We start from the raw sequence: 25,183 nt of genomic DNA, 5'->3' as shown, positions 1-25,183 counted from the left end.
GTCTTTGAGCGAGTTAATGGATCGGATCGGCATGCTGCCCCCGGAAAAACGGCAGCAATTGCTGAACAAAATTAAAGCGAAGACGAACGGGCAAGCGGGCACAAGACCGGTGATCGAGCCACTGCCCAGGGTCGGATCCCGGTTCTTTCATGAATTCCCGCTTTCTTTTTCCCAAGAACGGCTCTGGTTCATGTATCAGTGGGAGCCGGATAGCCCGGCTTACAACATTCCATGCTTGTTCAACATTCCGGTGGAACTGGATATTCCCCGGTTGAAGCAAGCCGTCGATAGGCTCATCGAGCGTCATGAAATTTTGCGTACGACTTACAAAGCTTCAGGAGAAGAGACGGTGCAGGTGGTTCAGCCCTTTTCGCCGCTGGATGTGCCGGTTTACCATCTCGACGGCCTTGGCGGACAGGGGGAGGAACACAGTACCGAACTGGAAGCGCTGGTTAGACGCAATTCCGCTATCCCGTTCCAGTTGGAGAGTGAACTGCCCATCCGGGCTTATATATTTACGCTGGGTCAACGGGAGCATTATTTGCTGCTGAATATTCATCATATCGCTTGCGACGGCTGGTCGCTCGGTATCATCATGAGCGAAATTCAAGAGGCCTACGTGGCGTTAGGCCGGAGCCAGGCTCAGGCTATGGAGAAACCGCCTTTGGCAGTGCAGTACGCCGATTATGCCGTTTGGCAGCGGAAATTCATGGCCGGCAAAGAGATTGATTACCACAAGGAGTACTGGCTCCGCCAATTTCAGGGAGAACTTCCGGTGCTGGAGCTTCCGACCGATCTGCCGCGCCCGCCGGTGAAATCTTCCCGCGGGGCCCATATCATCAAGCCGCTTCCGGAGGGGTTCCATTCCCGGCTGCAGGCGTGGTGCAGGGAAGAAGACGTCACGCCATACATGCTGATGCTCGCCGCGTACGCCGTGCTTTTATACGGTTATACCGGGCAGACCGATCTGATTATCGGGTCCCCGACGGCTAACCGGAGCATGGAACAAATCGAACCGAACATCGGTTTTTTCGTCAATACGTTGCCGATCCGGATCAAGCTTGACGAAGCTTCCACCTTCCGCGAGACGGTGCGGCAGGTCAAGCAGCTCGCGCTTGAGGCGCAGGAACATCAGGATTTCCCGCTGGACAAGCTGATTGAATTGCTGCCGATCGAAAGGGATATAAGCCGCAGCCCCTTGTTCCAAGTGATGTTTGTCCTGCAGAACATGCATGTGGGCTGGGAAGAGGCGGAGGAGTTTCCGCTCCGGTTCAGCAGTTCGGTGCCCACGAGCAGTTCCAAGTTCGATCTCACCTTTTCGGCTAATGCATATAACTTGCAAGTGGAATACAGTGTAGATTTGTTTTTGGAATCGACCGTACAAAGAATGCTTGACCACTATTTTTACTTGCTCGACAGTGCCTGTGCATCTCCGCATCAGGTCCTTGCGGATATGTATCTGTTGTCCGGTTCTGAGCGTCATCAACTGCTTGGAGAGTGGGCGGGAGATACGGCAACAGACTATGAAGAAGGCTTTCATGTCGTATCGCAAATCGAAGCGCAGGCGGCCGCCAGAGGAGATCATCTTGCCCTTGTCTTTGAAGGAGTCTCCTGCACGTACGGGGAAATGAACTCGCGCGCTAACCGCCTTGCCTATTACTTGCGCACCCAGGGTGTCGGGCCCGAAGTAACGGTCGGTATTTACATGGAACGGTCCGCGGATTTCGTCATCGCCATGCTCGCAGTACTGAAAGCGGGAGGCGCTTTTGTACCGCTGGATCCTTCGTATCCCAAGGACCGGCTGGCCTCCATGGTGGTCCAGTCCGGCATGGGAATGCTTCTGACGCAGAACAAAGCAGCCATGGATCTGCAACTGCCGGAATCCGGCGTTACCGTTTTTGCCATAGACGATCCGGAATCGGTCAGACGGTTGAAGTCTTTCGGCGATGACAATCCGGTATTGGCAACGGATGCCTCCAACCTGATGTACATGGTGTTCACATCCGGAACGACTGGGGCCCCGAAGGGGGTCGCGGTGGAACTGGCCCAGTTCCACAACTATATCCGGGGGCTGATCGGCCGCCTGGAATTAACGGAGCCGCTCAGCTTTGCCATGGCTTCGACCTTTGCGGCGGATCTTGGAATGAGTAATGTATTTGGGGCGCTATGTACCGGAGGAATATTGCATGTGTTGTCTTACGAACTGTCATGCGATCCCGACGGGGTAGCAAGCTATTTCGGAAACCACGCGATCGATGTGATGAAGGTGGTACCGAGCCACTTCGAAGTGCTGTTGGAGGCTGCAAATCCGGAAAAGGTCGTTCCGCGGAAGGTGCTGATTTTAGCGGGGGAGGCCTTAAGCTGGGAAACCGTGAGAAAAATCAGGGCGTTGCGGCCGGAAGTCAGATTGGAAAATCACTATGGCCCGACGGAGACGACCGTGTCGGCATTCGCCTACGAGATCCCGGATGAGGTACCGGAGCACCGGTCTACCCATGTGCCGATCGGCTATCCGTTCGGCAATGTGCGCCGGTATATCCTCGACGGCAGGCTCCGGCCTGTGCCGGTCGGAGTGCCCGGGGAGCTGTATATCGGCGGCTTAGGGGTCGCCCGGGGATATTACGGCAGGCCGGAGCTGACGAAGGAACGCTTCCTGCCAAATCCGTACGCCGCGGATGAGGAAGGAGGTACTTTGTATCGGACGGGCGACCGGGTGCGTTATTTGCGTGACGGTGCCGTGGAAATCGTGGGCCGGATGGACCGCCAGATTAAAATTCGCGGCTACCGGATCGAGCTTGGGGAAATCGAAGCCGTAATGACTTCATTTGCCTTTGTCTCCGATGCCGCCGTCCAGCTTAAGGAGACCGCCGCCGGAGAGAAAAAGATCGTCGCCTATCTGGTTTACAGGCGGGATTCGGAGTTGGAACAGCCGCTTTCCGAGCTCAAACGGTTGCTTAAGGATAAATTGCCGGAGTATATGATTCCTTCCCATATCGTGGAATTGGACGCACTTCCTTTGAACCCGAACGGCAAAGTGGATGTTCGTCAGTTGGAAGCCATGGAGATTCCAAACCTGGCGGTAGCAGGGAGAGGGGGCGAGGCCCCGCGTACGGCCACGGAAAAGGCCGTTTATGAAGTTTGGAGGGACATTCTCGGCCTGGAGACGTTCGGCATAGACGACGGCTTTTTCGAGTTGGGAGGCGAATCGTTCAAGGCGCTAAAGGCGGTAAGACGGCTTGGCGACTGGATCGGCATTATGGATTTCTTCAAGCATCCGACGATTCGGACCTTGGCGGAATATATCGACCGGGGCAAGTCTTCGGACCGTCATTTGTTGCACAAGCTGACTAGACATTCCTCCGGGAGCAGGACCAATTTTTCGTTGGTGTGCGTTCCTTACGCGGGAGGCAGCGCGATTACGTACCAGCCGTTTGCGGCGCAAATGCCGGAGCATATAGACCTTTATGCGCTGGATTTGCCCGGTCACGATTACAGCCGCAAGGAAGAGCCGCTGTTGCCCATCCGGGAAGTGGCCCGCCAATGTATCGAGGAGATCAAGCGAGCCGTGAATGGTCCTGTCGTGCTGTACGGCCACTGCGTGGGCGGCGCCCTGACGATGGAAATTGCCCGGCAGCTCGATGAGGAGAAGTACCCGCTGCTTCGGGTATTTCTGGGAGGAACCTTCCCGATTGCCCGCATTCCCGGTCGTTTCTTCGATTGGTATTCCAAGCTATTTCCGTCCGACCGAAGCATGTCCAACAAGTCGTATCACGCCTTCCTTAAGGCGCTCGGCGGGTTTACGGAGGTGGAGGATCTTGAGGAGCGGGACTTCATGATTCGCTGTCTGCGGCATGACGCGAGGGAAAGCGAGGACTATTTCACCGGGGCGTATGCGGAGAAGGCGTGGCCGAAACTCAGTTGTCCCGTCACCTGCATCATTGGAGAGAAGGACCGGGCCACCGAGCTGTATGAGGAGCGGTACAAAGAGTGGGAGTTTTTCAGCGACCGGGTCGATCTGATCGTGATTCCAAAATCCGGGCATTATTTTATCAAGCATCAGGCAGACGAAGTGACCCGCTGGATCAATGATATCGTTCTTGCGAAGAACGAACTGGATCCTTACGACCCGGAGACGGATACGTTGAAAGGAACGGAGAGAGCGGAGCGTGCGGTTGTCAAAAGGAAGGCGGCAGTCCCGAATCTGAATATGTTTTTCCTGGTCGTCTTCGGGCAGCTATTGTCGGTCCTGGGCTCAGGACTCACCGGCATTGCGCTCGGGGTATGGGTGTTCGCCCAGACCGGAGCCGTAGGGGATTTTGCCGCTATCTCCTCCGCCTCGCTCATTCCCGGCATTCTTGTTCTGCCCATAGCCGGGGCGATCGTCGACCGTTACGACCGGCGGCTGGTGATGCTGTTCAGCGATATCATGATGGCGGTTCCCATCGCCGTAATGGCGGTGCTAATGGCTACCGGATCGCTTGAGATCTGGCATATTTATGTGACTTCCGCGGTCGGTTCCGTGGCTCGGTCTTTCCATCGGCCCGCCTTCGTTGCTTCGATCGCGCAGATTATTCCGAAGCAGTATCTGGGGCATGCGAACGGCATCGTGCAACTGGCCAGTTCGAGTAGCGAAATGATTGCCCCGCTTGTCGGTGTCGCGCTTTATACGACCATCGGAATGGCTAACATCTTTGTTCTGGATTTTCTGAGTTTTATCGTGGCGATTGCAACGCTGGCCATCGTAAGATTCCCGAATACCCTGTTCAGAAGAAGAGAAGAGACGTTCCTGAAGGAAGTGCTGATGGGCTGGAAATTCATTATTAGACGGCCGGGCATGCTGTATATGATCGCCTTTTTCTTGATAGGCAATATTTTGTTCGGCCTGGCTACCGTACTGATCCAGCCGTTGGTTCTTTCCTTCGGTTCGGCGCCGGACCTTGCTGCAGTGACGACGCTGGGCGCCGTCGGCGCGATGACCGGCGGCCTGCTAATGAGTATCTGGGGTGGAACCAAACGAATGGCAACGGGGATGGTCGGTTTCGTTATTTTGGAGGGGCTCTCCATGATTATCGCCGGACTCCGTCCCAATGTCATTCTCACCGCCGCAGGAGTGTTCGGGATTTGGTTCTCCGTGACGCTGGTGAATACGCACTGGCAGTCGCTGATCCAGACCAAGGTGGGGCTGGAGCTGCAGGGCCGGGTGTTGGCGACGAACCAGATGATCGCGATGTCCAGTATGCCGGTAGGCTATTTGCTGGCCGGTACGCTGGCCGACTCCGTGTTCAATACGGCGATGAATCCCGGCGGAGTGCTCGTAGGCACGCTGGGGCCGATTATCGGTACAGGGCCGGGCCGGGGCATCGGGTTGCTGATCATTTGCGTTGGCGTGCTGGCCATGGCTTGGGCGATTGTCGGTTTTAACTTCAAGCCATTACGCAACATGGAGGACGATTTGGAGGACGCCGTGCCCGATGCGGTCATCGAAGACCGCGATACTTTGCAAGCCAGGCTGGATAGCCAAGTGAAGAATAATCAATCCGTGGCTGCCGGTCACTCGCTGGAAGTATAACGCTGAAAAACGTGCAGCTCTAATCAAACAGACTACCTCAGTGCAATCAAACGCCGAGGTAGTCTGTTTTTAATGGTTATTAATAGTTCATGTTATAAATAATTCATAAATTGAATATAAAGCTGTTCTTGGCCGATGAGCTCCAATTGCTCAGGAAACTTGCTGACGCCGGCGCAAACGGACAGCTTATAAGCCGGGTCAATATGATATTGCTTAAAGTGGCAGTCCCTGAATTCATGTTCCGTCTGCAGTGTGATGCCGGTGGAGTGTTTCCGGATGGCGAAGGAAGCGAGCGGGACCGATAATCCGAACCCGGAGGCTTTAACGTAACTTTCTTTTAGCGTCCACAAATCGAAGAAATACTCTCCTCTTAGCTCGACTGGCACCGCCTGCAAATCCCGGAATTCCTGCTTTGCAAAGCAATGCTCCGCAATGCCCAGGTCCGCTTCGCGGATTTCTTCCGCATCGATGCCGCAAGGGGAGTCCGCAAGGATGCCGACAACCCATTGTCCCGAATGGGATTGATTGAAATGGTAGCCGGTATCTCCGGATAACAGCGGTTTACCGAAACGGTTGCAATTTATTCGAATTTCACTGTTTTTGATGGCGAGAGTCCGGCATATCATATACCGGGACAGGATGTCGGCCGTCATGCAACGCAGCGCGTCAGCCCGGTGAATGAACCGGCTTATTTTCTCCTGTTTTTGGAACGGTAGAGCTTCAAGAAGTTTGCGCTTTAGCAGCGGATCAGGCTCCTGCTCCAGTTTGACGCCGTACACTTGGATCATACTGTTTCTCCCAATTCGATTTATACTAGCGGTAAGATTGTTCTAATCTTAATAGTATACCAAACGCTTACTGACATGTATTTTAATACATAAATAATGGGTAAAAATTAACAAAATATTACATACAAATTAATCCTATAAAATTACTAGTGTTTATGTTATGATACGTTTGTGAAGCTGATCAAACATACAGCAGTCATCAATATTTATTGGTTCTATAGGGGGAATCGGAAGATGGAAACATTGTGGATCATCATTAACGTAGCCGTCATGCTTGTACTGCTTGGCGTACTTCTCTGGATGCAGAAGAAGCATATATCTTTTACGAAGCGGGTGTTTACTGGTCTGGGTCTGGGCCTCGTGTTAGGAGTTATTCTTCAGTTGATTTACCAGGCGGATTCGGAAGTGCTGGCCAAGTCGACGGATTGGTTTAATCTGGTGGGACGCGGATATGTCGGCTTATTGCAAATGGTTGTTGTTCCGCTGATCATGGTCTCGATTATTTCGGCCATTACGAAGCTGAAGGGGAAACAAAACCTCGGTAAAATCAGCGGACTGATCATTGCCGTGCTGCTGATTACAACGGCGATAGCAGCAACCGTAAGTATCGTAACCAGCTTGAGCTTTGACCTGAAGGCGATCGAAATCGAAGCCGGTGAGCAGGAACAAGCTCGTGGCGCGAAACTTGAGGAACGTGTGGGCGAAGTTGCGGACAGATCCATTCCGCAGCAGGTGCTGGATTTCATTCCTACGAATCCGTTTGCGGATATGACCGGCGCGCGCAGCACTTCAACGCTTGCGGTCGTTATTTTCTCGGCATTCATCGGAGTAGCCGTACTTGGACTGGATAAAAAGAAACCCGAACAAGCCGACACGTTCCGTAAAATTGTGGATTCCGTGTACGCTGTCGTGATGCGGATTGTAACGCTGGTGCTCCGGCTGACGCCTTACGGGATTTTGGCGCTTATTACCAATACTGTCGCAACCACTAATCCCGAGGAAATCCTCAAGCTGATCAAGTTTGTAGGGGCTTCATATGTAGCCTTGATTGTGATGTTTATCATTCATCTGATTTTGCTGGCGCTGTTCGGATACAATCCGGTACAATACGTGAGAAAAGTGCTGCCGACGCTGGTATTCGCGTTTACTTCGCGCTCCAGTGCCGCCACCATTCCGCTTAACGTGGAAACCCAAACGAAACGGCTCGGCGTACCGGAAGGTATCGCCAATCTGTCGGCCTCGTTCGGGGCAACGATTGGCCAAAACGGCTGCGCCGGTATTTATCCGGCCATGCTGGCCGTGATGATCGCACCTACGGTCGGGATCGATCCGCTCAGCTGGGATTTCATCCTGACGCTGATTCTGGTCGTAACGATCAGTTCCTTCGGCGTTGCCGGCGTCGGCGGCGGCGCGACCTTCGCTTCGCTCATCGTGTTGTCCACGATGAACCTGCCGGTAGCCCTCGCAGGCTTGCTGATCTCCGTTGAGCCGTTGATTGATATGGGTCGTACGGCGCTCAACGTCAACGATTCGATCACGGCCGGCGTCATAACCGGTAAGGTGCTTGGAGAGAACGATCAAGATGTATTCAAACGCAACGTGGATCTGGATGTTGTGCAGGCTTAATTTATCAGTCGAAACCGCTGGAGCCCTGAGCTCCGGCGGTTTTTTTTGTTTCGTCCCGGAAGGGGCTTTTTTTAATTTGTAATGAAATGCCTTGGCTGAGCGTATTAACCTGCTGAAGGCTTGAATATAGGGAGAGCGTGTAACCCTTTTGGGCGCGAGTGAAGTAGATGCGTCCGTTCGGGTACACACCCGCCGCGGCACCCAATCAAGTCCTTTAAGCTATATAAGATGAACTAAAGATTAGGATGCAGGAAAGGGAGTAAAATGATTCCGAAGAAACGGCAGCGATCGCAGGAACATTTTACGGATTTGCCCTCCACATCTATCAATAGTTCATTCTATATGGATTTGTAGGAAACACGTGTTTTGGCAAAGAAAGGATTACACAATAGCGAAAGGAGGGAAGGACATGATACAGCAGCGCGCGCTGTCTCATCCTTTGCCGGAAATGGACAAACGGGAAGCGGTGTCCGGGGATACGGAATTCGCCGCTATTTTTGAAGCATATTACGAACGGATCTTTAATTATATACGGTACAGGGTAGAATGCCGGTATACCGCCGAGGATTTGACCAGCCAGGTATTCGAGAAAACAATGGCCAAACGGTCCACCTTCCGGACTGACCGCTCTCCGTTTGAAGTATGGCTGTTTGCCATTGCCCGAAATACGGTGAACGACTATTTCCGGCGGCAACGGCGTCAGCGGTTATTTTCCCTGGACCTGTTCAAAGAGGCCGTATCCGGGCAAAAAGGACCGGAGTCTCTGGCTATGGGAAAGGAATCGGAGGAACATTTGAACCGGGCGTTATTATCGCTTAACGCTAAGGAGCGGCATATCATTGCCCTCAAATTCGGGGCTGATCTGAAAAATGTGCAGATCGCCGAATTGACCGGGATGAGTGAGAGCAATGTCGGCGTGACTTTGTTTCGCGTCATGAAGAAATTGAAATTCGAACTGGAGAGGATGGGGGCACATGATTAACGGGAAAGAAACGGAAAAGCAGTTTGGCGAAGATCTGGACGCATGCCTGAACGGCAAGGCGCCTGCTTCTTTTAATAGACCGAAGGAATACCAGGCGCTTCTCCAACTAGGAGAAAGACTGGCCGCCGCCGATCTCGGCAGCGAAGATCATAAAGAAGGCGTACAGCGCAGATTGTTGCAACCTACGGCGTCTCGGAAGGCGGGAGCAGAGCGCAAGCGCAACAAATTCCCCAAAGGCTTGGCCGTTGCGGCAGCGTTTGTCTTGCTGATTGGAGTCCTGTTTGCTCAACCGTCGTTTGCCAGCGGTTTGCTGCAAAAATTCGTCTCCACGATCTCGCTGGGCCATATTACGGCGTTCCAGGTAGAGCCGCCGCCGGAGGATGCGTCCTACCCGGTTCCGGAGTCTTTGGTGGGTCAACTGTTCGACAAGGATGATCAGGTGCTGTTTGAGGTGAACGGAAAGACGGGGCCGATGTATACGGCAGACGGCGAGGAAATCGAGGGGATCGAGAACGGTGAGATCGTTACCAAGGCCGAAGCGGAGGCGAAGCTAAAAGAAGGAATCCGGACGCTGACCGATCCGGCCGCTTTAGACGAATATACCAACTTCAAGGTAGGACTCCCAAGTTATCTGCCTGATGGTTATGCTTTCGATCGGGCGGAGCAATACGTGGATGAACAGGGGAACACCAGCCCTAAATACATTGATTTGTATTTCACCAAGGGGGATAGCGGCAAACAAATCCATATTCAGGAGCGTTATGCCGACGAGGAAACGGCCTATGACCAATCGACAAGCGGCACGATCGAGAGTGCGAAGGTAAATGGAGTTGACGCCGTCATCATTAACGAGAAATCAATCGATTGGGAGGCTGATGGCATTCTTTACAGCGTCATGACCAAAAGGATGGGAGAACCCATTGAGAAAAGCGAACTGATCAAGATCGCCGAATCGGTGAAATAAAGGCCGCTTGAAGAAGATAGGCCCGCAGGAAGGACACTTTAAAGTGCTCCTCCTGCGGGCTGTTTTTTGAGGGATTTATTGGAATTTATCCAGCATCATACGCATATCCTCTCATCCTGAAACCATTCGACTGTAAGCCCCGCCCTTAAAGGGATGCTGGAACAGGCTAACCTGGGTTGCTCCCGGTAAGGGGGAAGTCCGTTAGAAGCTTCGCTTTCCCAAATCAAACAATTTGCTACCAATCTGCAGCATGCTGAACGGCGCTAAGTTGTTCAAACTTTCGGTTTTGGAGAAGATAACATGGGGAAGAAGCAGTCCTCCGTAGCCATCACCACTTTTTATCGAGATTTAAGCAATCTTTAGCCTATTATGCGATGAATACTCCGGGAGACTGTTACCTAAACATGGGGCGGTCTCTTGATGTATAGGGGCCGTTCGTTATTTTTTGCGAAAACTTACTTTTCTTGATACTTTTTGCCCGTAGTCCCGTATATATAACTATAATGCGGAAAGGTGGTGCATCTGCCAAGATGGATGCATGGGTACTATGGCTAATTGCCGCAGGAATTATTCTGGTGCTTGAAATGTTTACGCTGACATTTTACATGCTGTGGTTCTGTATCGGAACCTTGGTTGCGGCGTTGGTAGCATGGATTGCGCCGGATGCGTATTTGATTCAAGTGGTGGCAGGGAGTGTGGTAGCGCTGATTTTGACGGTTTTTACAAAACCGATTTCCAGAAAATTTCGCGTTGCCAAAGGATTTGAGGATACCGGTACCGAACTGGTAGGGAGACAGGGAGTCGTTGTCGAAGCGATTGAAGAGGGGCAATATGGCATTGTCAAAATCGGGGGAGACACCTGGAGTGCCACGGCCGCTCAAACTCTGGCAAAAGATGAGCGGGTACGGGTGCTGAAACGGAGCAGTACGATTATCGAAGTAGAACGATGGGAGGAATTTACTTAATGGAATGGGCAATTATTGCCGTCATTGTCGTAGTTGTCGTTGTTTTTATCTCACTCACGGTCAAAATCGTGCCTCAGCAGCGGGTGGGCGTAGTGGAGCGGCTCGGTAAATACAACCGGTTGATGAACCCGGGGCTGAACATTTTGATTCCGGTGATCGATCAGGTTCGTACTTATCATGACCTGCGGATTCAACAAGCTAATGTGCCGCCGCAAACGGTAATTACGAAGGATAACGTTCAGGTTCAAATTGATACGATCATTTTCTATCAAGTTGTCGGACCGGAGCAGGCGACGTACGGCATTTCCGATTACGTTTACGGGGTCCGGAACATCTCGACTGCGACAATGCGGCAAATCATCGGTAAGATGGAGCTCGACGAGACGTTGTCCGGACGGGAAAAGATTTCGACGGATATCCGGCTTGCGCTTGACGAAGCGACCGAAAAATGGGGCGTGCGGATCGAGCGGGTCGAAGTTATTGATATTAAGCCGCCGCTCGACATTCAAGAAGCGATGGATAAGCAAATGAAGGCCGAACGGAACAAACGGGCGATCGTCCTTGAAGCCGAAGCCGCTAAGCAGGATATGATTCTTCGCGCCGAAGGGGATAAGCAAAGTAAGATCCTTAAGGCAGAAGGTGACAAGGAAGCGCGGATTCGCGAAGCGGAAGGCTTGCGCCAGGCGCAGGAACTGGAAGCGCTCGGGGAAGCGAAGGCAATTGAAGCCGTAGCACAGGCTGAACAGCTGCGGATCGAAATGTTGCGTAATGCCGCGCTCAACGAGCAAGTGTTGGCTTACCAATCCTTCGAAGCCCTCAAAGAAGTGGCGAAGGGTCCAGCCAACAAAGTGTTCATTCCTTCAAACGCGATCGAAACGCTGGGCAGCCTCGGTGCGATCGGCGAAATTTTCAAAGCCGGCAAAGAAGGTAAATAAGCTTGAACTGCAAAAGTCTCCGGAACCACTGTGGATGTGGTTCCGGAGGCTTTTTTGATGTGTCTAGCGGATTGAGGGATGTGAGATGCTGTGACGATGGATAATGATGAACTTATTTAAAGTTGTAACATAATCACAGTGTGTGTTCGATGGATACGGTGGAAGGCCCTAACATATAAGCCATAACATAAACTGCGGGACTTGTTAATGTATGGTTAAGGGATTCTATAGGGCGGAGCTGGCTTCGATTAGCTGAAGCATTCAAAATTTGTTTCTTGGTCCGGGATAATTAACTGGAATACCTACAGGTAATTTGGCCAAAACAGCCCAATATCAATAACTAACTGGAATACCTACAGCTAATTTGAAGGATTCACGGCTAAATTTGCCAGAATGGTCAAATTAACTGTATATTTTCCCGCTAATGGTGCAAAGAAGCAGAACCGACACAAATTAACTGGAGAAATTCCAGTTAATTTGTCGGAAACGCAGATCGGAAACGCAGATCGGGAACGTATAGAAGACGATAGCCTAAACGACGGGAAGGAGTTCCGGTCCGCAAAAACCGCAAAAAAAGGTTGGACAAGGATAACCAAGTCCAACCTGTTGACCGATTAATTTTTGCGGGAAGCCAATTGCTCCTTCATGCGTTGCAGTTCTTCCGCGACGGCTGTGTTGTCTTCCGGATTTGTTGCGGAACTTGCGCCGCTTCCCGTATAGGATTGACCGGAAAGCTGGGTTCCGGCTTCCCATTCGAGAATTTTTTCTTCCATGCGTTCAAAGCCGCGTGCGGCTGCGCCGTAATCCATGCCACGGCTGAAATTCGGCCGTTCCATTTGCTCATGCTCTTCCACTTTGCGGACCCGCGTCGCCAGTTCGTTGCGCTTTTCTTTTAGGCGGGCATGCTCTTCTTTTCCTTCTTTCAAACGGTATTCCAGCTCCGCTACGCGATCCTGAGCTTCTTTCGCTTCCGTCGCGTATTGCTGCGCCTGTTCCTCATAACGGATTTTGGCCGCAGCGGCCACTTTTGCACCGGCTTCATCTCCGGCTTCAAGGGCAGCCAGCGCACGCAACTCGCTCTCTTTGGCCGCATTGGCGGCGTCTTCGCTTTTGCGGAGACGGATGCTTGCGTTCATCTGCTGTTCTTTCAGCATATTTTCGGCTATGCGAATATCGTCCTCCAGGTTGCGCAAATACTGCCCCGTCATGATGACCGGATTTTCCAGTTTGTTTAATACTTCATGCAGACTAGCTTTTGTCAGGTTGGCAATTCGGTTGAATAGACTCATCGTAATTCTCTCCTTTGGTTGGATAGTAGTTTAAATTTGGTAAAAACGAATAGGGTAACCGCTGCTTAATAATGCGTGAAATGGTCGTCGAATCCGAAGTTGCCGATCGGCTCTTTCGGAACGATCACGCTGGCGATGAGATAAAGGGCGATAACGGTACCGAAACTGCACAGTGCCGCTACAACGGCGATCAGCCGGACTACGGTAGGGTCGATTCCGAACCACCGGGCGATGCCGCTGCAAAGGCCGCTGATCTGTTTGTCGGTTGCCGAACGATACAATTTTTTCATGATTGAACACTCGCTTTCTTTTTTATGTCAGTTTGGAATATTATTAAAGTCCGCTGTTGATGTCTTTATTCTACCGCGATTCATATTGCGGCATAACGGGCTTGAGACGGTTTCTGAACTGGACCTTGGTCGGGCCCAATCCTCGCCAGGAGACGGAAGCGGCATAAATTTGCGGGATTGCAGTATAACATTAAAGAGCCGCAATTCGTGGAAAAGTCGATTATGGATGGAAAGGGAGTGCCTGAATGAGTATTCTGGTTTTGCAGGGAAGCGCAAGAGACGAAGGGAATACCGAACAGTTAAGCAAGCTGGTGTTGGAGGGAATTCCGCACAAGGAAATTTTATTACGGGACAGACGTATCCTGCCGATTAATGACCAGCGTCATACGGAGGGTGGGTTTGATCCTGTCGATGATGATTATGACGACGTCATTCGCGAAGTGCTGCAGCATGATACGCTTCTGTTTGCAACTCCGGTTTACTGGTATACCATATCGGGAGTTATGAAGAACTTCATCGATCGTTGGTCCCAAAGTCTCCGCGATTCCCGCTTTGATTTCAAAACCGCGATGGCGCAAAAAAAAGCGTACGTCCTTGTTGTAGGCGGGGATAATCCGAGGATTAAAGCGATGCCGCTCATTCAGCAACTAAAATATACCTTCGATTTTGTGAGCATGCCGCTCGAGGGTTATATTATTGGCAAAGCAAGCAAGCCGGGAGAGATTTTGAATGACAAACGGGCGATTCAAGAGGCGGAATGGCTCAATGCCGAATTGAAAAATTTGAGGTTTTCAGTAATTGGATAGCCGTATATGATAAAAATCAAACCTACCCGATTGGAATAGATTAAAATTCTAACGGTCAACCGGAGACTTGTTGCTGCCTGTTCAGGCGGCGGAGGTCTCCGGATTTTATTTTAATCAGGGAGGTAGGAGAGTATGGCTGCAGCTGAAAAAGTAGAATTGGGTTGGTTTAGGCAGGCATATCGGGGTGAAGCCCGAGCGGGAATCTACGCTGGAGTATATGATCCGGGTGGCGCAAAATTTGCAGCATCGGATTCAGCGCCTGCTCGGCCGGGCGAAGAAATCCTACCGCAAGCCCGGCCGTAAAGCCGATGGAGCCGCCGACCAGAAAGCCCGAAACCGCACGGGCGACGCTGATCCTCAGTAGCGGAGCAGTTCTCCGGTAACGAGCAGCTCATACCCTTGCACCGCAATGGCATATGGCGATGGGAGCAGCGTCCCCGGGATCCGGCCTGCCGAGCTCGCATATTGCCATATCGCAATGAGAAGAAGCGGAAGCCGTCTTCCCCGAACCCAGCTGCTTTGCCATATTTTTAGCGCGAAGCTTTTTACCGACTGCCGCACTAACACTACTTTAGTACGATGAACGGAGGAAGGTGCGCTGCCGAATGTGCAATTAGGAGTGAGGCTGTCCCTGGGCGCGTCCTGGCTTGGGCTGGTGGTTGCGGAATGATGGGCTCCAGCTCCGGGGCGGGGCCTCGGGTTTCTTTTTGCCTAAGCGTGATGTTCGCATCACTTATCTTTTTATATTGCATTAACATAGCAGGATTATAGTAGAGAGATGGATAATACTTAAAATTAAAGAATAAAATTAACATATCATCCAAGGAGGAACATCCATTGACTAAACTCATTAACTTTGCGCACCGCGGAGCAGCCGGACACCGTCCGGAGAATACGATTGCCTCATTCGCCTACGCCCTCGAGCTTGGTGCAACCGGAATCGAGACGGATGTACAGATGACGAAGGACGGACACCTGGTGCTAATCCATGACGAAACCTTGCAGCGGACAGCGGGAACGCCGAGCTGGGTTAAGGATCTGACGTTGGAGGAAGTTCGCTCCCGGGAAGCCGGATCTTGGTACCATGAGGATTACAGAGGGGAAAAAATTCCGACGCTGGAAGAGTTGCTCGAGCTTGTACGGGGCACGGACACGATCATTAACCTGGAGATGAAAAACGGGTTTGTGCAGTACCCTGAACTGGAGCGCAAGGTTATCGAAACGGTAAGAGCGTACGGATTGGCGGATCGCACGATTATTTCGAGCTTTAATCATTATTCTCTGGTGGATTGCAAAAAGATTGCGCCGGAAATCCGGACCGGCATTTTGTATGGGGAAGGCTTGTATGAACCGTGGGAGTATGCGAAGAAAATCGGTGCTGACGCGCTGCACGCTTTTCATTACGCAGTCCGGCCGGAATTTGTTGCCGCTGCCGCCGAGCAGGGCGTCGTGTATCATCCTTTTACGGTGAATGAAAAAAATCAGATGGCGGCGCTGATTCAGGCAGGAGTATCCGGCATTATCACCGATTACCCTGACCGGTTAGCCGAGCTGCTGTCCTCTCAAGGAGCGTGACCGGATGAAAAAAACATGGCTGCTGGGACTAGGTTTTTTCAGCATCAGTTTGACTTGGGCGTTGTATAACGCCTTCGTACCGCTGTTTTTGGACGATTACCTGAAAAGTGCGGCATTGATCGGGTTCATGATGACGATCGATAACTATTTCGCGATGTTTCTGCAGCCATGGATCGGTCACCGCAGCGATAAGACGACTACCAAGTACGGGAGGAGGATGCCGTATCTGCTCATTGGCATGCCGCTGGGGGCCGTGTTCGCCACGTTGATTCCATTACATACGGGCTTAGTGACCCTGGTATTGTTCATGATGTTAATGAACTTGTCCATGAGTTTGTTTCGGGCACCGACGGTGGCGTTAATGCCGGATATCACACCGGAAAAGAATCGGACGAGAGCCAACGGCATCATCAATTTCATGGGCGGGATCGGTTCGGTATTGGCCTTTGGCATCGGTTCGATGCTATATGGAATCGGCTCATACATACCGTTTTTGTTTGCCGGCATAGTGATGCTGGGCTCGATGTTTATTCTAAAAAAAGTGATCAAAGAACCGATCCTTCTGGAAAGCCATCCCGACGCCAAGCGGAGCGGTCCGCCGGTGCGGATCAAGGACCAACTCGACAGGACGACATTGTTCATTTTGGGCGCGATTTTTTTCTGGTTCGTGGCTTATCAAGGCGTGGAGGCATTGTTCACCCTATACGGTACGAAGCATGTCGGAATGACCGATGGGGAGGCTTCGTTCTCGCTGACCTTCTTCTCGTTGGCGTTTCTCCTGTTTGCACTTCCGAGCGGATGGCTGGGGGCCAAATTCGGCAAGAAAAAAATCATCATGATCGGCGTAATAGGCCTGTTTCTCGTCTTCGGTTCGGTGGTGTTCGTAGATTCTGTGCTTCTGCTCAGGGTGGTGCTAATTATTGGCGGCATTTTCTGGGCCTGTATTAATATCAATTCCTATCCGTGGGTCATTTCGACCGGACGGGAAGAGAGTATCGGCACGCGGACGGGGATTTACTACTTCGTTTCCTCGCTTGCCGCGATCGTGTCTCCGCCGCTTCTCGGCTGGGTGATCGACACGTTTGGCTACCCGGCGCTATTCATCAGCGCCTCCGTTGGCCTGCTCCTGGCGCTGGGCTGTCTGTTTGGGGCTTCCTCCGAAGAGAGGCCCGCAGGGAAAGGGCCTTTGGACAGAACGCCGATAACCGTGGAGTAGTGCGTTTAGGAATCGATTGTTTAAAAAACCTCCGAAAACGGACGAATGGATGTCCGGGTTTCGGAGGTTTTTGGTTAGGCTAGGCCAAGGCCGGGGAAAGACCGGGCACGCTAAAGAAAAATAACTGGATTTTCTCCAGTTATTTTTCCAGGTATATGCTTTTGAAATATATTAGATGGAAAAACTCCATCTAATATTGACGATATTGCCGGATTCAGCTTTATTGCATTGGATTAGCTGTAGGTTCTACAGTTAATTTCGATAATCCGGCAGTTTGGTGCACATTAACTGTAGGTTTTCCAGTTAATGTTCAGGCAGGAGGGAAGCTCGTTATTTTTTTCGCTGCTTCACCCGTTGGGGAGAAGCAGCACAGCAAGAACGAGAGACCTCCGCTTAGGAGGCTCTTTTGCGGGAGCGCAGTGCGGCCCAAAGCGCCGCGAGCGAGAGTAGCAGCGCGGCTGCCGATAGTACCAGCGTTGCCGTTTCGACAGCGGAGGCGCCGCAGCTGTCGGCCGCAGCACCGTTCGCTCCGGCGCCATTATCGGCGCCGTTATTCACTACGGCTCCAGCGCTGTTCGCTGCGCCAGCTTCATTGTCATGCCCGTGATCGGCATGGCCGCTATCCGAGCCATTCGACGAACCAGCATCCGCATCCGCGGTGACCTTCGTGATCGAGTGCGGCGTATCTGCGCCTTCTTCTCCGCTCCATTCCACAATCGAACCGTCGCTGTAATACTGAAAGGCATCCCAAGCCAGGGAGGCTTCTCCGGCCGGGTTTTTGCCGACAAAGTCAAACTGCTGGAACTCTCCGGGACCGATGCCCTCGCCTTCAGCAGACCAGGTTACTACGGTTACTTTTCCGGATTCGTTCTTGGTAAGCTCGACCTTCCAATCGGGGACGGGCCGATACTGTTTAAAATCTAACCCTTCGGGCATTTTAAGCGAGACCTTCACGGTCGGAATGTCTTTTTCCACCGGAATTTTGATGGTATAGGTTTCCCAAGCTCCTGGTGCGGATACGCCGGGTTTTACGGTAACATGGGCGCTTGCTAAGCCGGAAAACAGCAGCAAGCTTGCTACAACAGTCGAACATAGCGTAATAGCACGGGATATAAGCTTTTTCATAAGTTTGCCCCTTTCTAATGGCGAAATGATTTTCATTATGAAGGACTTTCCACTTGAAGTGTAAAATCATGGTCAATCGTGTCCAGGGTTTTTAACAGAATATGGACGTTTATATTCCAACTGCCCCCCATTGTAATGAGGCTCTCACCGCTTTCCTGGCTTCCGCCAGGCATCACTACTTCAATAACCCCCATATCCATTTCGTTGGATGTCAGGCGTAAGGTGACTTGTTCGATATCTTCGAGAGGTGTTCCAGACGGATCTTTCACGTCGATCGCAAATTGATTTTTGCCGATCCTATTGGGCGTGACGTTTAAGGCAATCCGGTATCCTTGGACCGTGGTTTCAAGCTGTCCCTGGGCTTGATCCGACTTAGCGGCTCCACCTGTGGAAGCTGGAGGCAGGTTTGCAAGCAATGCGGCAAGTGCCAGTACGACTAGGCCCAGGGCGAGCTCGGTCCATACGGCGCGGCCCAGAGGGCGGCGGCGTCTTCGGCCGCGAATGAAGCCAGACAAAGCCAAGCCGAGCATGACCAGGAACAAGACAATTTTTGCGACCAGCGCCAGTCCATAGCCGGTATGAAAAAGAGCATACAGCGACGGAATATGGAGCAGGGCGCCGTAGGAGCCGGATAACAGCAGTACGGCGACGCATCCGGCAGCCATTGCCGAGAAGCGGTTGACCGTTTCCCAGTAAAGGGTCGTGCGGGTGTCCGGCGGCGAATCGCCATCCGTGCCGATTTCCGCCGCAGCTTGCAACGAGACATCTGACGACAAGTCGCCAGGTATATGTCTTTTTACCGCATCCGGCAGCAAGAAGGCAATCGCCATCAGGCCGCCTAGCCAAAGGGATGAAGAAGACAGATGCAAATAATCCGCGGCTATGGCCAGAGTCTTTCCTTCCGCAGCGGCCGCATGGCCGATGAATGCTTTGGAGAGAAAGAGCCCCTGACTGAAAAGAAAGGCGGCTCCGGCAACAACAAGGCTGCCGAGACCGTGAAGCGGGCGGCGAGCTTGGCTGCTGTGGGTTAAGAGCAGCGTTGTCCCGGCTAGCAACAACAGTAGCAACAACTGAATGAACCAGACGGTACCGAAACTGGTCTGCTCCAGGGTTGTTCTTAGCAGATTCCAATTCCAGACGCGTGTCCATGAACTGCCTGCAATGCTGACGGCTTGCTGGGGCAGGCTAATGATGATGCCTGCAGCAGTAAACGCAAGGCCGAGGAGAAGCACAGATTTGCTGCGGGGCGTAAGTAACTGTCCCGAAACTCGCGCTCTGCGCGGCAGCAAAACAAGATGGAAGAGTATAGTTCCGGAATACATGACCATTCCCGCATACCAAAGCCAACGGATAACCAGCAGGTCCCCGCTGGGCCCGCCAGGCGCATCATCCCCTTCGCCCGAGCTACTCTGAGGACCGGCATTTGCATCAGTTGGGCCGACTTGGAAAAGAATAGTCCCCTTAACCGGATGTCCATCACTGGAAACGACTTTCCACTTGATGGTGTAGGCCCCGTTAGCCAACCGGGGGTTCAGTCCCGCGACAAGCCTGTCGGGATGTTGCGGATCGATGGCGGCATTATTTTGATCTACCCGCTCTCCAGTAGGGCTAAGCACATTCAGCGAGAAAAAGGCAGGCTCAATCGACTCATCAAACTGAATGAAGATCGAGGTGGGGGATTCCGCCAATACTTCATTGGATGCGGGAGATGAAGATACGACATGAGCGTGAGCGGCAACTGATGACGGCCCCACAGCGAACCAACTTCCCAAGAGGAGCATCAAGATCAAGAAGATTTTTCGAATTTTCACGAAAACCAAAGAGTATCACCCGCAAATGCAATGACATATTTAACATTTCGATACCATTTTACAATTATTATTTCCGGTTGAGTATAGCTAAAACTTCTAATCCAATCCAATATTGAAGCTCAATATGTCTAAAATGTGAATATTAGCCCTTTATTGTACTATGAATAAGAGGGATAATTCTTCACCCCATATGTTAGATATTTAAAAATCCGCTGGAGTGCGTTAAAATGATAAACATATTTACATTTGAAGGAGGAAACGTTAGTGGCATCGAACATCAAGGTGGGTATAGTAGGATATGGAAATTTGGGTCGTGGCGTAGAAAAGGCGATCAAGCAAAACCCGGACATGGAACTCAGCGCGATCTTTTCAAGAAGACACCCTAATGATGTTGCGGCGGCAAACGGCGTCGTACATATTTCCGAGGTGGAGAAGTACAAGGGCGAGATCGATGTCCTGATCCTTTGCGGCGGTTCGGCCACCGACCTTCCTGAACAAGGACCGGAACTTGCGGCTTTGTTTGATACGGTGGATAGTTTCGACACGCATGCGAAAATCCCCGGCTATTTTGAGCAAGTCAATGCGGCTGCGGTCAAAGGCGGAAATGTCAGCGTGATCTCGACCGGTTGGGACCCAGGCTTGTTTTCCTTGAACCGCTTGCTGGCCGAGGCCGTCTTGCCGGAAGGCAAAGAGTATACTTTCTGGGGCAAAGGCGTGAGCCAAGGGCATTCCGATGCCATCCGTCGCGTACAGGGCGTGAAGAACGGAGTGCAATATACGATCCCGATCGAATCGGCTGTGGAGCGTGTCCGTAGCGGTGAGAATCCGGAGTTGTCGACCAAAGAGAAGCACCTGCGTGAGTGTTACGTCGTAGCTGAAGAAGGAGCGGATTTGGCGAAGATCGAACGGGAAATTAAAGAAATGCCAAATTACTTTGCGGATTATTTGACGACCGTAAACTTTATCAGTGAAGAGGAGCTTAAGCAAAACCACTCCACCATGCCACACGGCGGTACCGTTCTCCGCAGCGGACGTACCGGGGAGAACAGCACGCAAATCATCGAATTCGGACTCAAGCTGGACAGCAATCCGGAATTTACGGCAAGTGTGCTCGTAGCCTATGCACGTGCGGTGTACAAGCTCTCCAAAGAAGGACAATCGGGAGCGAAAACCGTGTTCGATATTCCGTTCGGGCTGCTGTCTCCGAAAACGCCGGAACAACTTCGCAAAGAACTGCTATAGTTTAACATCTAAATTAACTGGTTAATTCAGTATTACAAGGGCTGCCTGGGTCATTTAGCCGGGCGGCTCTTTTTTTATGACCCTGAACATTTATAAGCCTGTCATTCAAATGATACGAAGAAGTAAGTGATTTATATCACGTACAACCATTCTATATATGACAATTTTGCGAACTCAAGCCTTTGGATGAAGCAATGTGAACAATTATCAAAATCGCCGAATTTGGCGAAATTCGAACTTAAACGACCCTAAATCGGAATTGGAGGAAGAGAAGAGAGAAAGAGACAAGATGTTAAATGTAAAAATATTGAAAATATACCTATCTCTATGAATTGTCATTATTTCGCTCCTTCCCTAACATAAAACTTAACTGATATATAAGAATTCATCTCGCTCATGATGATGAGGTTCGCAATTTAGAAAGGGGTATCGGAATCCTATGAAAAGGAAGGGATTGCTGTTAGCTGTTTTTTCAGCGTTTCTTGTCCTCCTGACCGGATGCAACAATTTAGCTGTACTTAACCCGAAAGGTCCGGTGGCCAAGACGCAATCTAATGTCATTATCTTCTCGATTCTGGTAATGGCGCTAGTTTTGCTGGTTGTCTATATTCTGTACGTTTACATGCTTACCAAATACCGTGCTTCCAAAGCCGCTCCCGACTATGAGCCGCCTCATGTGGAGGGGAATAAATGGCTGGAGATCACCTGGATTGCGATTCCGGTCATTATTGTTGCGGTTTTATCGGTCGTTACGGTTCGGAGTACTTCCGCAGTAGAGAAGGTGCCTGAAGGCTACGAAGATCAAAAACCGCTCGTGATTTACGCGGCGTCTTCCAACTGGAAGTGGCACTTCAGTTATCCGGAGGAAGGGATTGAGACGGTCAACTATGTGAACTTCCCGACGAACCGTCCGGTTGAGTTCAGATTGTATGCCTATGGGCCGATCACAAGCTTCTGGATCCCGCAGCTTGGCGGACAGAAGTATGCGATGAGCGACATGGTCAACAAGCTTAACCTTGTGGCCGAGCACGCGGGATCATACATGGGCAAAAACTCCAATTTCTCGGGCGAAGGCTTCGCTCACATGGAGTTTGAGGCACTGGCCATGACGCCTGAGGAATACGAAGAATGGCTTGAAGAAGTAAAAACAACAGCTCCGGAGCTGACGGAGCAGGAATTCGAGGCATTGCTTAAAGAAAGCCATGTCGGCAGAAAAACGTATGCGTCTACGCATCTGACTTTCAGACCGGCTCCAGAGGGCGAAAATGGCGGTCACAATCATGGGGGTTCGGAAGGCATGGATAATATGGATTCGGAGTCCGGAGAAATGGACCACTCCGAGATGGACCACTCCGAGATGGACCACTCCGAGATGGATATGGAACAAACAGGTACAGACAATGCCGGAGCGGCAAATCATAGCTCGCACGGCAATTAATAGAACGGAAGGGAGTTAGCTAGACATGAAATGGGACGAATTTTTCGTCACTGGCGAGCCGATGATTTATGGCGCGATGGTCAGCATCGTCGTTGCATCGTTAGCGATTCTGATCGGCCTGACCTATTTTAAAAAATGGGGCTACTTATGGCGCGAATGGTTGACTACCGTGGATCATAAGCGGATCGGGATCATGTATATTATCTCCGCGCTGCTCATGTTGTTCCGCGGCGGCGTTGATGCGCTTTTGATGCGGGGACAGCTGGCTATGCCGGACAATGGGCTGCTCGACGGGCAGCATTATAACGAAATTTTCACGACCCACGGGGTCATCATGATTCTATTCATGGCCATGCCGTTTATTATCGGCTTGATGAACGTCGTAGTGCCGCTGCAAATCGGAGCTCGCGACGTGGCATTTCCTCGGCTCAATGCGGTCAGCTTCTGGCTGTTCTTTGCCGGAGCGATGCTGTTCAACATCTCCTTCGTCATCGGCGGATCGCCGGATGCGGGCTGGACGGCATACTTCCCGCTGGCTAGTTTGGAGTTCAGTCCGACGGTAGGGAATAACTACTATTCGATCGCGATTCAGATTGCGGGTATCGGTACGCTGATGACAGGCGTCAACTTTATCGCAACGATTCTGAAAATGCGTGCACCAGGGATGACCCTGATGAAGATGCCGATGTTTACCTGGTCGGTACTCATTACTTGCGTCATTATCCTGTTCGCCTTCCCGGTATTGACCGTGGCGCTGGCGTTAATGATGTTCGACCGCTTATTCGGGTCGCAGTTCTTTACGATGGCCAATGGCGGGATGGATATGCTTTGGGCCAACCTGTTCTGGGTTTGGGGGCATCCTGAGGTATATATCGTTATCTTGCCTGCGTTTGGTATTTACAGTGAAATTATTTCCACGTTCTCACGGAAAAATTTGTATGGTTATAAATCCATGGTTTGGAGTATGGTCGTCATTTCGCTGCTGTCCTTTCTTGTATGGGCTCACCACTTCTACACGATGGGCCACGGCGTGATGGTCAACGGTGTCTTCTCGATTACCACGATGGCGATTGCGATACCAACCGGGGTTAAAATATTCAACTGGCTCTTTACGATGCAGAAAGGCCGAATTGAGTTCACCACGCCGATGCTGTACTCGCTCGCCTTTATCCCGATCTTCACGATCGGCGGCGTGACCGGCGTTATGCTTGCGATGGCGAGCGCCGACTATCAATACCATAACACGATGTTCCTGGTGGCCCATTTCCACTACGTGCTTATTCCAGGTACCGTGTTCGCCGTTATTGCCGGATTCTACTACTGGTTCCCGAAATTGTTCGGGTTCCGGCTTAATGAGCGCCAGGGAAAACGTGCTTTCTGGTGGATTATCATCAGCTTCAATGTCACGTTCTTCCCGCTGTTCTTCCTTGGACTCAAAGGGATGACGCGTCGGATGTACACTTATTCGGAAAGTACGGGCTTTGGTCCGCTGAATTTACTTGCTTCGATCGGCTCTGTCGGTCTTGCCATCGGCTTCATTTTGCTGGTCTATAATATCTACTGGAGCTTCCGTTATGCTCCGAGAGATAAGACGGGTGACCCTTGGAATGCGCGGACACTCGAGTGGAGTACGCACAGCCCGATTCCGGAGTATAACTTCGCGATTGTACCGACAGTTAAGGGGCTGGATCCGTTCTGGGAAGCCAAAAAAGGCGGACATCAGCTCTACAAAGGTGAAATTGAAGAAATTCATATGCCGAATAACAGCGGGCAGCCGATTATTTTGGGAATCATTTTCTTCTTCTTCGGATTCTTCATGGTGTTCAGCTGGTGGGTACCGGCGATCGTCGCCGGCATCGGCGTAGTGGTTATGCTGGCGGTGCGCTCGTTTGAACGCGACCATGGGCGGCATATCCCGGTAAAAGAAATTCTGGAGACGGAATCAAGATTGCGGGGTGAACAGGCGTGAAATTAGATCATACGTTACCGCTGGAGTATCGTTCCGAAGAAAACAGCAACCGTATTTTCGGATTCTGGCTGTTCCTCGGAGCTGAAATTGTTCTGTTCTCGACTTTGTTTGCCGTCTACTTTACTCTTTGGAATCGTACGGGCAACGGACCGTCGGGGCATGAGATTTTCGAAATCGGACCGGTCATGATCGAAACGTTCCTGTTGCTTACAAGCAGCTTTACGATCGGCCTGGTTATCAATAGTATGCGGCAGGGCTTGAAAAAGCCGGCGCTGGTGTTCTTTTTCATCACGTTGCTGCTGGGCGCCGGGTTCCTCGGGGTCGAAATCATGGAGTTTGTAACTTATGTAAATGAAGGTGCGACGCTGCAAACGAGCGCGTTCCTGTCCAGCCTGTTCGTCCTGCTCGGGACGCACGGCGCCCACGTAACGCTGGGGCTGCTGTGGGGCATCGGGCTGATGATTCAGATCGGGCGTGAAGGCTTCACGTCCGATACGGCGAACAAGTCGTTTATATTCTCGTTGTATTGGCACTTCCTGGACGTGGTCTGGATTTTTATCTTCAGCTTCGTCTATTTGAAAGGACTGATGTGA

The 25,183-nt window shown here is 51.5% G+C and carries 20 protein-coding genes and 1 pseudogene; 15 read left to right on the top strand and 6 right to left on the bottom strand.

Features of this window, described 5'->3' with window-relative positions; genetic code table 11:
• Nucleotides 1-4: 4 nt before the first annotated feature.
• Nucleotides 5-5,569, top strand: coding sequence for a non-ribosomal peptide synthetase/MFS transporter (locus DFP94_RS16955; protein WP_114497656.1), 5,565 nt, complete (start codon nucleotides 5-7; stop codon nucleotides 5,567-5,569).
• 92 nt (nucleotides 5,570-5,661) lie between these two features.
• Here the strand turns inward: DFP94_RS16955 and DFP94_RS16950 are convergent, their stop codons facing one another.
• Nucleotides 5,662-6,357 carry a 4'-phosphopantetheinyl transferase family protein gene (locus tag DFP94_RS16950; protein WP_114497655.1) on the bottom strand — a complete coding sequence of 232 codons (696 nt, stop codon included), beginning with the start codon at nucleotides 6,355-6,357 and terminating at the stop codon, nucleotides 5,662-5,664.
• 234 nt (nucleotides 6,358-6,591) lie between these two features.
• On the opposite strand from DFP94_RS16950, the gene DFP94_RS16945 reads away from it, so the two are divergent.
• The 5 genes from DFP94_RS16945 (at nucleotide 6,592) to DFP94_RS16925 (ending at nucleotide 11,829) form a co-directional block, all read left to right on the top strand.
• Nucleotides 6,592-7,983: an L-cystine transporter gene (locus DFP94_RS16945; RefSeq protein ID WP_114497654.1), complete on the top strand. Its 1,392-nt coding sequence runs from the start codon at nucleotides 6,592-6,594 to the stop codon at nucleotides 7,981-7,983.
• Between the two features lie 409 nt (nucleotides 7,984-8,392).
• On the top strand, nucleotides 8,393-8,965 hold the full coding sequence (locus DFP94_RS16940; RefSeq protein ID WP_114497653.1) for a sigma-70 family RNA polymerase sigma factor: 573 nt from the start codon (nucleotides 8,393-8,395) through the stop codon (nucleotides 8,963-8,965).
• The gene (locus DFP94_RS16935) at nucleotides 8,958-9,929 is read left to right on the top strand and encodes a DUF4367 domain-containing protein (protein ID WP_114497652.1); all 972 of its coding nucleotides are present in this window, start codon (nucleotides 8,958-8,960) and stop codon (nucleotides 9,927-9,929) included. Before DFP94_RS16940 ends, DFP94_RS16935 begins: the two co-directional genes overlap by 8 nt.
• 530 nt (nucleotides 9,930-10,459) lie before the next feature.
• Nucleotides 10,460-10,894, top strand: a complete 435-nt coding sequence (locus tag DFP94_RS16930; protein WP_114497651.1) for an NfeD family protein — start codon at nucleotides 10,460-10,462, stop codon at nucleotides 10,892-10,894.
• On the top strand, nucleotides 10,894-11,829 hold the full coding sequence (locus DFP94_RS16925; RefSeq protein WP_114497650.1) for an SPFH domain-containing protein: 936 nt from the start codon (nucleotides 10,894-10,896) through the stop codon (nucleotides 11,827-11,829). The genes DFP94_RS16930 and DFP94_RS16925 overlap by 1 nt, the downstream gene beginning before the upstream one ends.
• Nucleotides 11,830-12,443: 614 nt before the next feature.
• Here DFP94_RS16925 and DFP94_RS16915 read toward each other — a convergent pair.
• Nucleotides 12,444-13,118, bottom strand: coding sequence for a PspA/IM30 family protein (locus DFP94_RS16915; protein WP_114497648.1), 675 nt, complete (start codon nucleotides 13,116-13,118; stop codon nucleotides 12,444-12,446).
• Nucleotides 13,119-13,183: 65 nt separating this feature from the next.
• Entirely contained in the window at nucleotides 13,184-13,408 is a 225-nt protein-coding gene (locus DFP94_RS16910; RefSeq protein WP_114497647.1) for a PspC domain-containing protein, read from the bottom strand.
• A 245-nt stretch (nucleotides 13,409-13,653) separates the two neighbouring features.
• On the opposite strand from DFP94_RS16910, the gene DFP94_RS16905 reads away from it, so the two are divergent.
• Together DFP94_RS16905 and DFP94_RS16900 are read left to right on the top strand one after the other, a co-directional pair.
• Complete coding sequence (locus DFP94_RS16905; protein ID WP_114497646.1) at nucleotides 13,654-14,214, top strand: flavodoxin family protein; 561 nt, start codon at nucleotides 13,654-13,656, stop codon at nucleotides 14,212-14,214.
• Between the two features lie 184 nt (nucleotides 14,215-14,398).
• Nucleotides 14,399-14,578, top strand: a complete 180-nt coding sequence (locus tag DFP94_RS16900; protein WP_114497645.1) for a hypothetical protein — start codon at nucleotides 14,399-14,401, stop codon at nucleotides 14,576-14,578.
• Here DFP94_RS16900 and DFP94_RS16895 read toward each other — a convergent pair.
• Nucleotides 14,572-14,775 (bottom strand): hypothetical protein, encoded by a 204-nt coding sequence (locus DFP94_RS16895; RefSeq protein ID WP_114497644.1) that lies wholly within the window; start codon nucleotides 14,773-14,775, stop codon nucleotides 14,572-14,574. The two genes, DFP94_RS16900 and DFP94_RS16895, sit on opposite strands and share 7 nt — an antisense overlap.
• Before the next feature lie 34 nt (nucleotides 14,776-14,809).
• Between DFP94_RS16895 and DFP94_RS16890 the strand changes: the two are divergent.
• From DFP94_RS16890 to DFP94_RS16880, 3 genes and pseudogenes are all read left to right on the top strand, one after another.
• Nucleotides 14,810-14,907: pseudogene (locus tag DFP94_RS16890) on the top strand (ABC transporter permease); the annotation flags it as partial.
• 144 nt (nucleotides 14,908-15,051) lie between these two features.
• The gene (locus DFP94_RS16885) at nucleotides 15,052-15,789 is read left to right on the top strand and encodes a glycerophosphodiester phosphodiesterase (protein WP_114497643.1); all 738 of its coding nucleotides are present in this window, start codon (nucleotides 15,052-15,054) and stop codon (nucleotides 15,787-15,789) included.
• 4 nt (nucleotides 15,790-15,793) lie between these two features.
• Nucleotides 15,794-17,005: an SLC45 family MFS transporter gene (locus DFP94_RS16880; protein ID WP_114497642.1), complete on the top strand. Its 1,212-nt coding sequence runs from the start codon at nucleotides 15,794-15,796 to the stop codon at nucleotides 17,003-17,005.
• 393 nt (nucleotides 17,006-17,398) lie between these two features.
• Here the strand turns inward: DFP94_RS16880 and DFP94_RS16875 are convergent, their stop codons facing one another.
• A complete protein-coding gene (locus DFP94_RS16875; protein WP_114497748.1) occupies nucleotides 17,399-18,130 on the bottom strand; it encodes a YcnI family copper-binding membrane protein in 732 nt (243 codons plus the stop codon).
• 35 nt (nucleotides 18,131-18,165) lie between these two features.
• Nucleotides 18,166-19,884: a copper resistance protein CopC gene (locus tag DFP94_RS16870; protein ID WP_181873188.1), complete on the bottom strand. Its 1,719-nt coding sequence runs from the start codon at nucleotides 19,882-19,884 to the stop codon at nucleotides 18,166-18,168.
• Between the two features lie 321 nt (nucleotides 19,885-20,205).
• On the opposite strand from DFP94_RS16870, the gene DFP94_RS16865 reads away from it, so the two are divergent.
• The 4 genes from DFP94_RS16865 to qoxC all read left to right on the top strand — a co-directional run bounded on the left by DFP94_RS16865 (nucleotide 20,206) and on the right by qoxC (nucleotide 25,183).
• On the top strand, nucleotides 20,206-21,183 hold the full coding sequence (locus tag DFP94_RS16865) for a diaminopimelate dehydrogenase (RefSeq protein WP_114497640.1): 978 nt from the start codon (nucleotides 20,206-20,208) through the stop codon (nucleotides 21,181-21,183).
• Between the two features lie 439 nt (nucleotides 21,184-21,622).
• Complete coding sequence (gene qoxA / locus DFP94_RS16860; protein WP_114497639.1) at nucleotides 21,623-22,621, top strand: cytochrome aa3 quinol oxidase subunit II; 999 nt, start codon at nucleotides 21,623-21,625, stop codon at nucleotides 22,619-22,621.
• Between the two features lie 25 nt (nucleotides 22,622-22,646).
• On the top strand, nucleotides 22,647-24,590 hold the full coding sequence (gene qoxB, locus DFP94_RS16855) for a cytochrome aa3 quinol oxidase subunit I (RefSeq protein ID WP_114497638.1): 1,944 nt from the start codon (nucleotides 22,647-22,649) through the stop codon (nucleotides 24,588-24,590).
• Nucleotides 24,587-25,183, top strand: coding sequence for a cytochrome aa3 quinol oxidase subunit III (gene qoxC, locus DFP94_RS16850; protein WP_114497637.1), 597 nt, complete (start codon nucleotides 24,587-24,589; stop codon nucleotides 25,181-25,183). The genes qoxB and qoxC overlap by 4 nt, the downstream gene beginning before the upstream one ends.

Source organism: Fontibacillus phaseoli (assembly GCF_003337355.1).
Classification (GTDB): domain Bacteria; phylum Bacillota; class Bacilli; order Paenibacillales; family Paenibacillaceae; genus Fontibacillus; species Fontibacillus phaseoli.
The sequence above is the reverse complement of the archived record's forward strand: the minus strand, read 5'-3'. Positions and strand labels throughout refer to the sequence as shown.

Bases quoted from the DNA above. Each gene is read 5' to 3' on its own strand.
- DFP94_RS16945 (WP_114497654.1), top strand. From the start codon at position 6,592: ATGGAAACATTGTGGATCATCATTAACGTAGCCGTCATGCTTGTACTG.
- DFP94_RS16910 (WP_114497647.1), bottom strand. From the start codon at position 13,408: ATGAAAAAATTGTATCGTTCGGCAACCGACAAACAGATCAGCGGCCTT.
- DFP94_RS16950 (WP_114497655.1), bottom strand. From the start codon at position 6,357: ATGATCCAAGTGTACGGCGTCAAACTGGAGCAGGAGCCTGATCCGCTG.
- DFP94_RS16915 (WP_114497648.1), bottom strand. From the start codon at position 13,118: ATGAGTCTATTCAACCGAATTGCCAACCTGACAAAAGCTAGTCTGCAT.
- DFP94_RS16875 (WP_114497748.1), bottom strand. From the start codon at position 18,130: ATGAAAAAGCTTATATCCCGTGCTATTACGCTATGTTCGACTGTTGTA.
- DFP94_RS16940 (WP_114497653.1), top strand. From the start codon at position 8,393: ATGATACAGCAGCGCGCGCTGTCTCATCCTTTGCCGGAAATGGACAAA.
- DFP94_RS16925 (WP_114497650.1), top strand. From the start codon at position 10,894: ATGGAATGGGCAATTATTGCCGTCATTGTCGTAGTTGTCGTTGTTTTT.
- DFP94_RS16935 (WP_114497652.1), top strand. From the start codon at position 8,958: ATGATTAACGGGAAAGAAACGGAAAAGCAGTTTGGCGAAGATCTGGAC.
- DFP94_RS16930 (WP_114497651.1), top strand. From the start codon at position 10,460: ATGGATGCATGGGTACTATGGCTAATTGCCGCAGGAATTATTCTGGTG.
- qoxB (WP_114497638.1), top strand. From the start codon at position 22,647: ATGAAATGGGACGAATTTTTCGTCACTGGCGAGCCGATGATTTATGGC.
- DFP94_RS16880 (WP_114497642.1), top strand. From the start codon at position 15,794: ATGAAAAAAACATGGCTGCTGGGACTAGGTTTTTTCAGCATCAGTTTG.
- qoxA (WP_114497639.1), top strand. From the start codon at position 21,623: ATGAAAAGGAAGGGATTGCTGTTAGCTGTTTTTTCAGCGTTTCTTGTC.
- DFP94_RS16905 (WP_114497646.1), top strand. From the start codon at position 13,654: ATGAGTATTCTGGTTTTGCAGGGAAGCGCAAGAGACGAAGGGAATACC.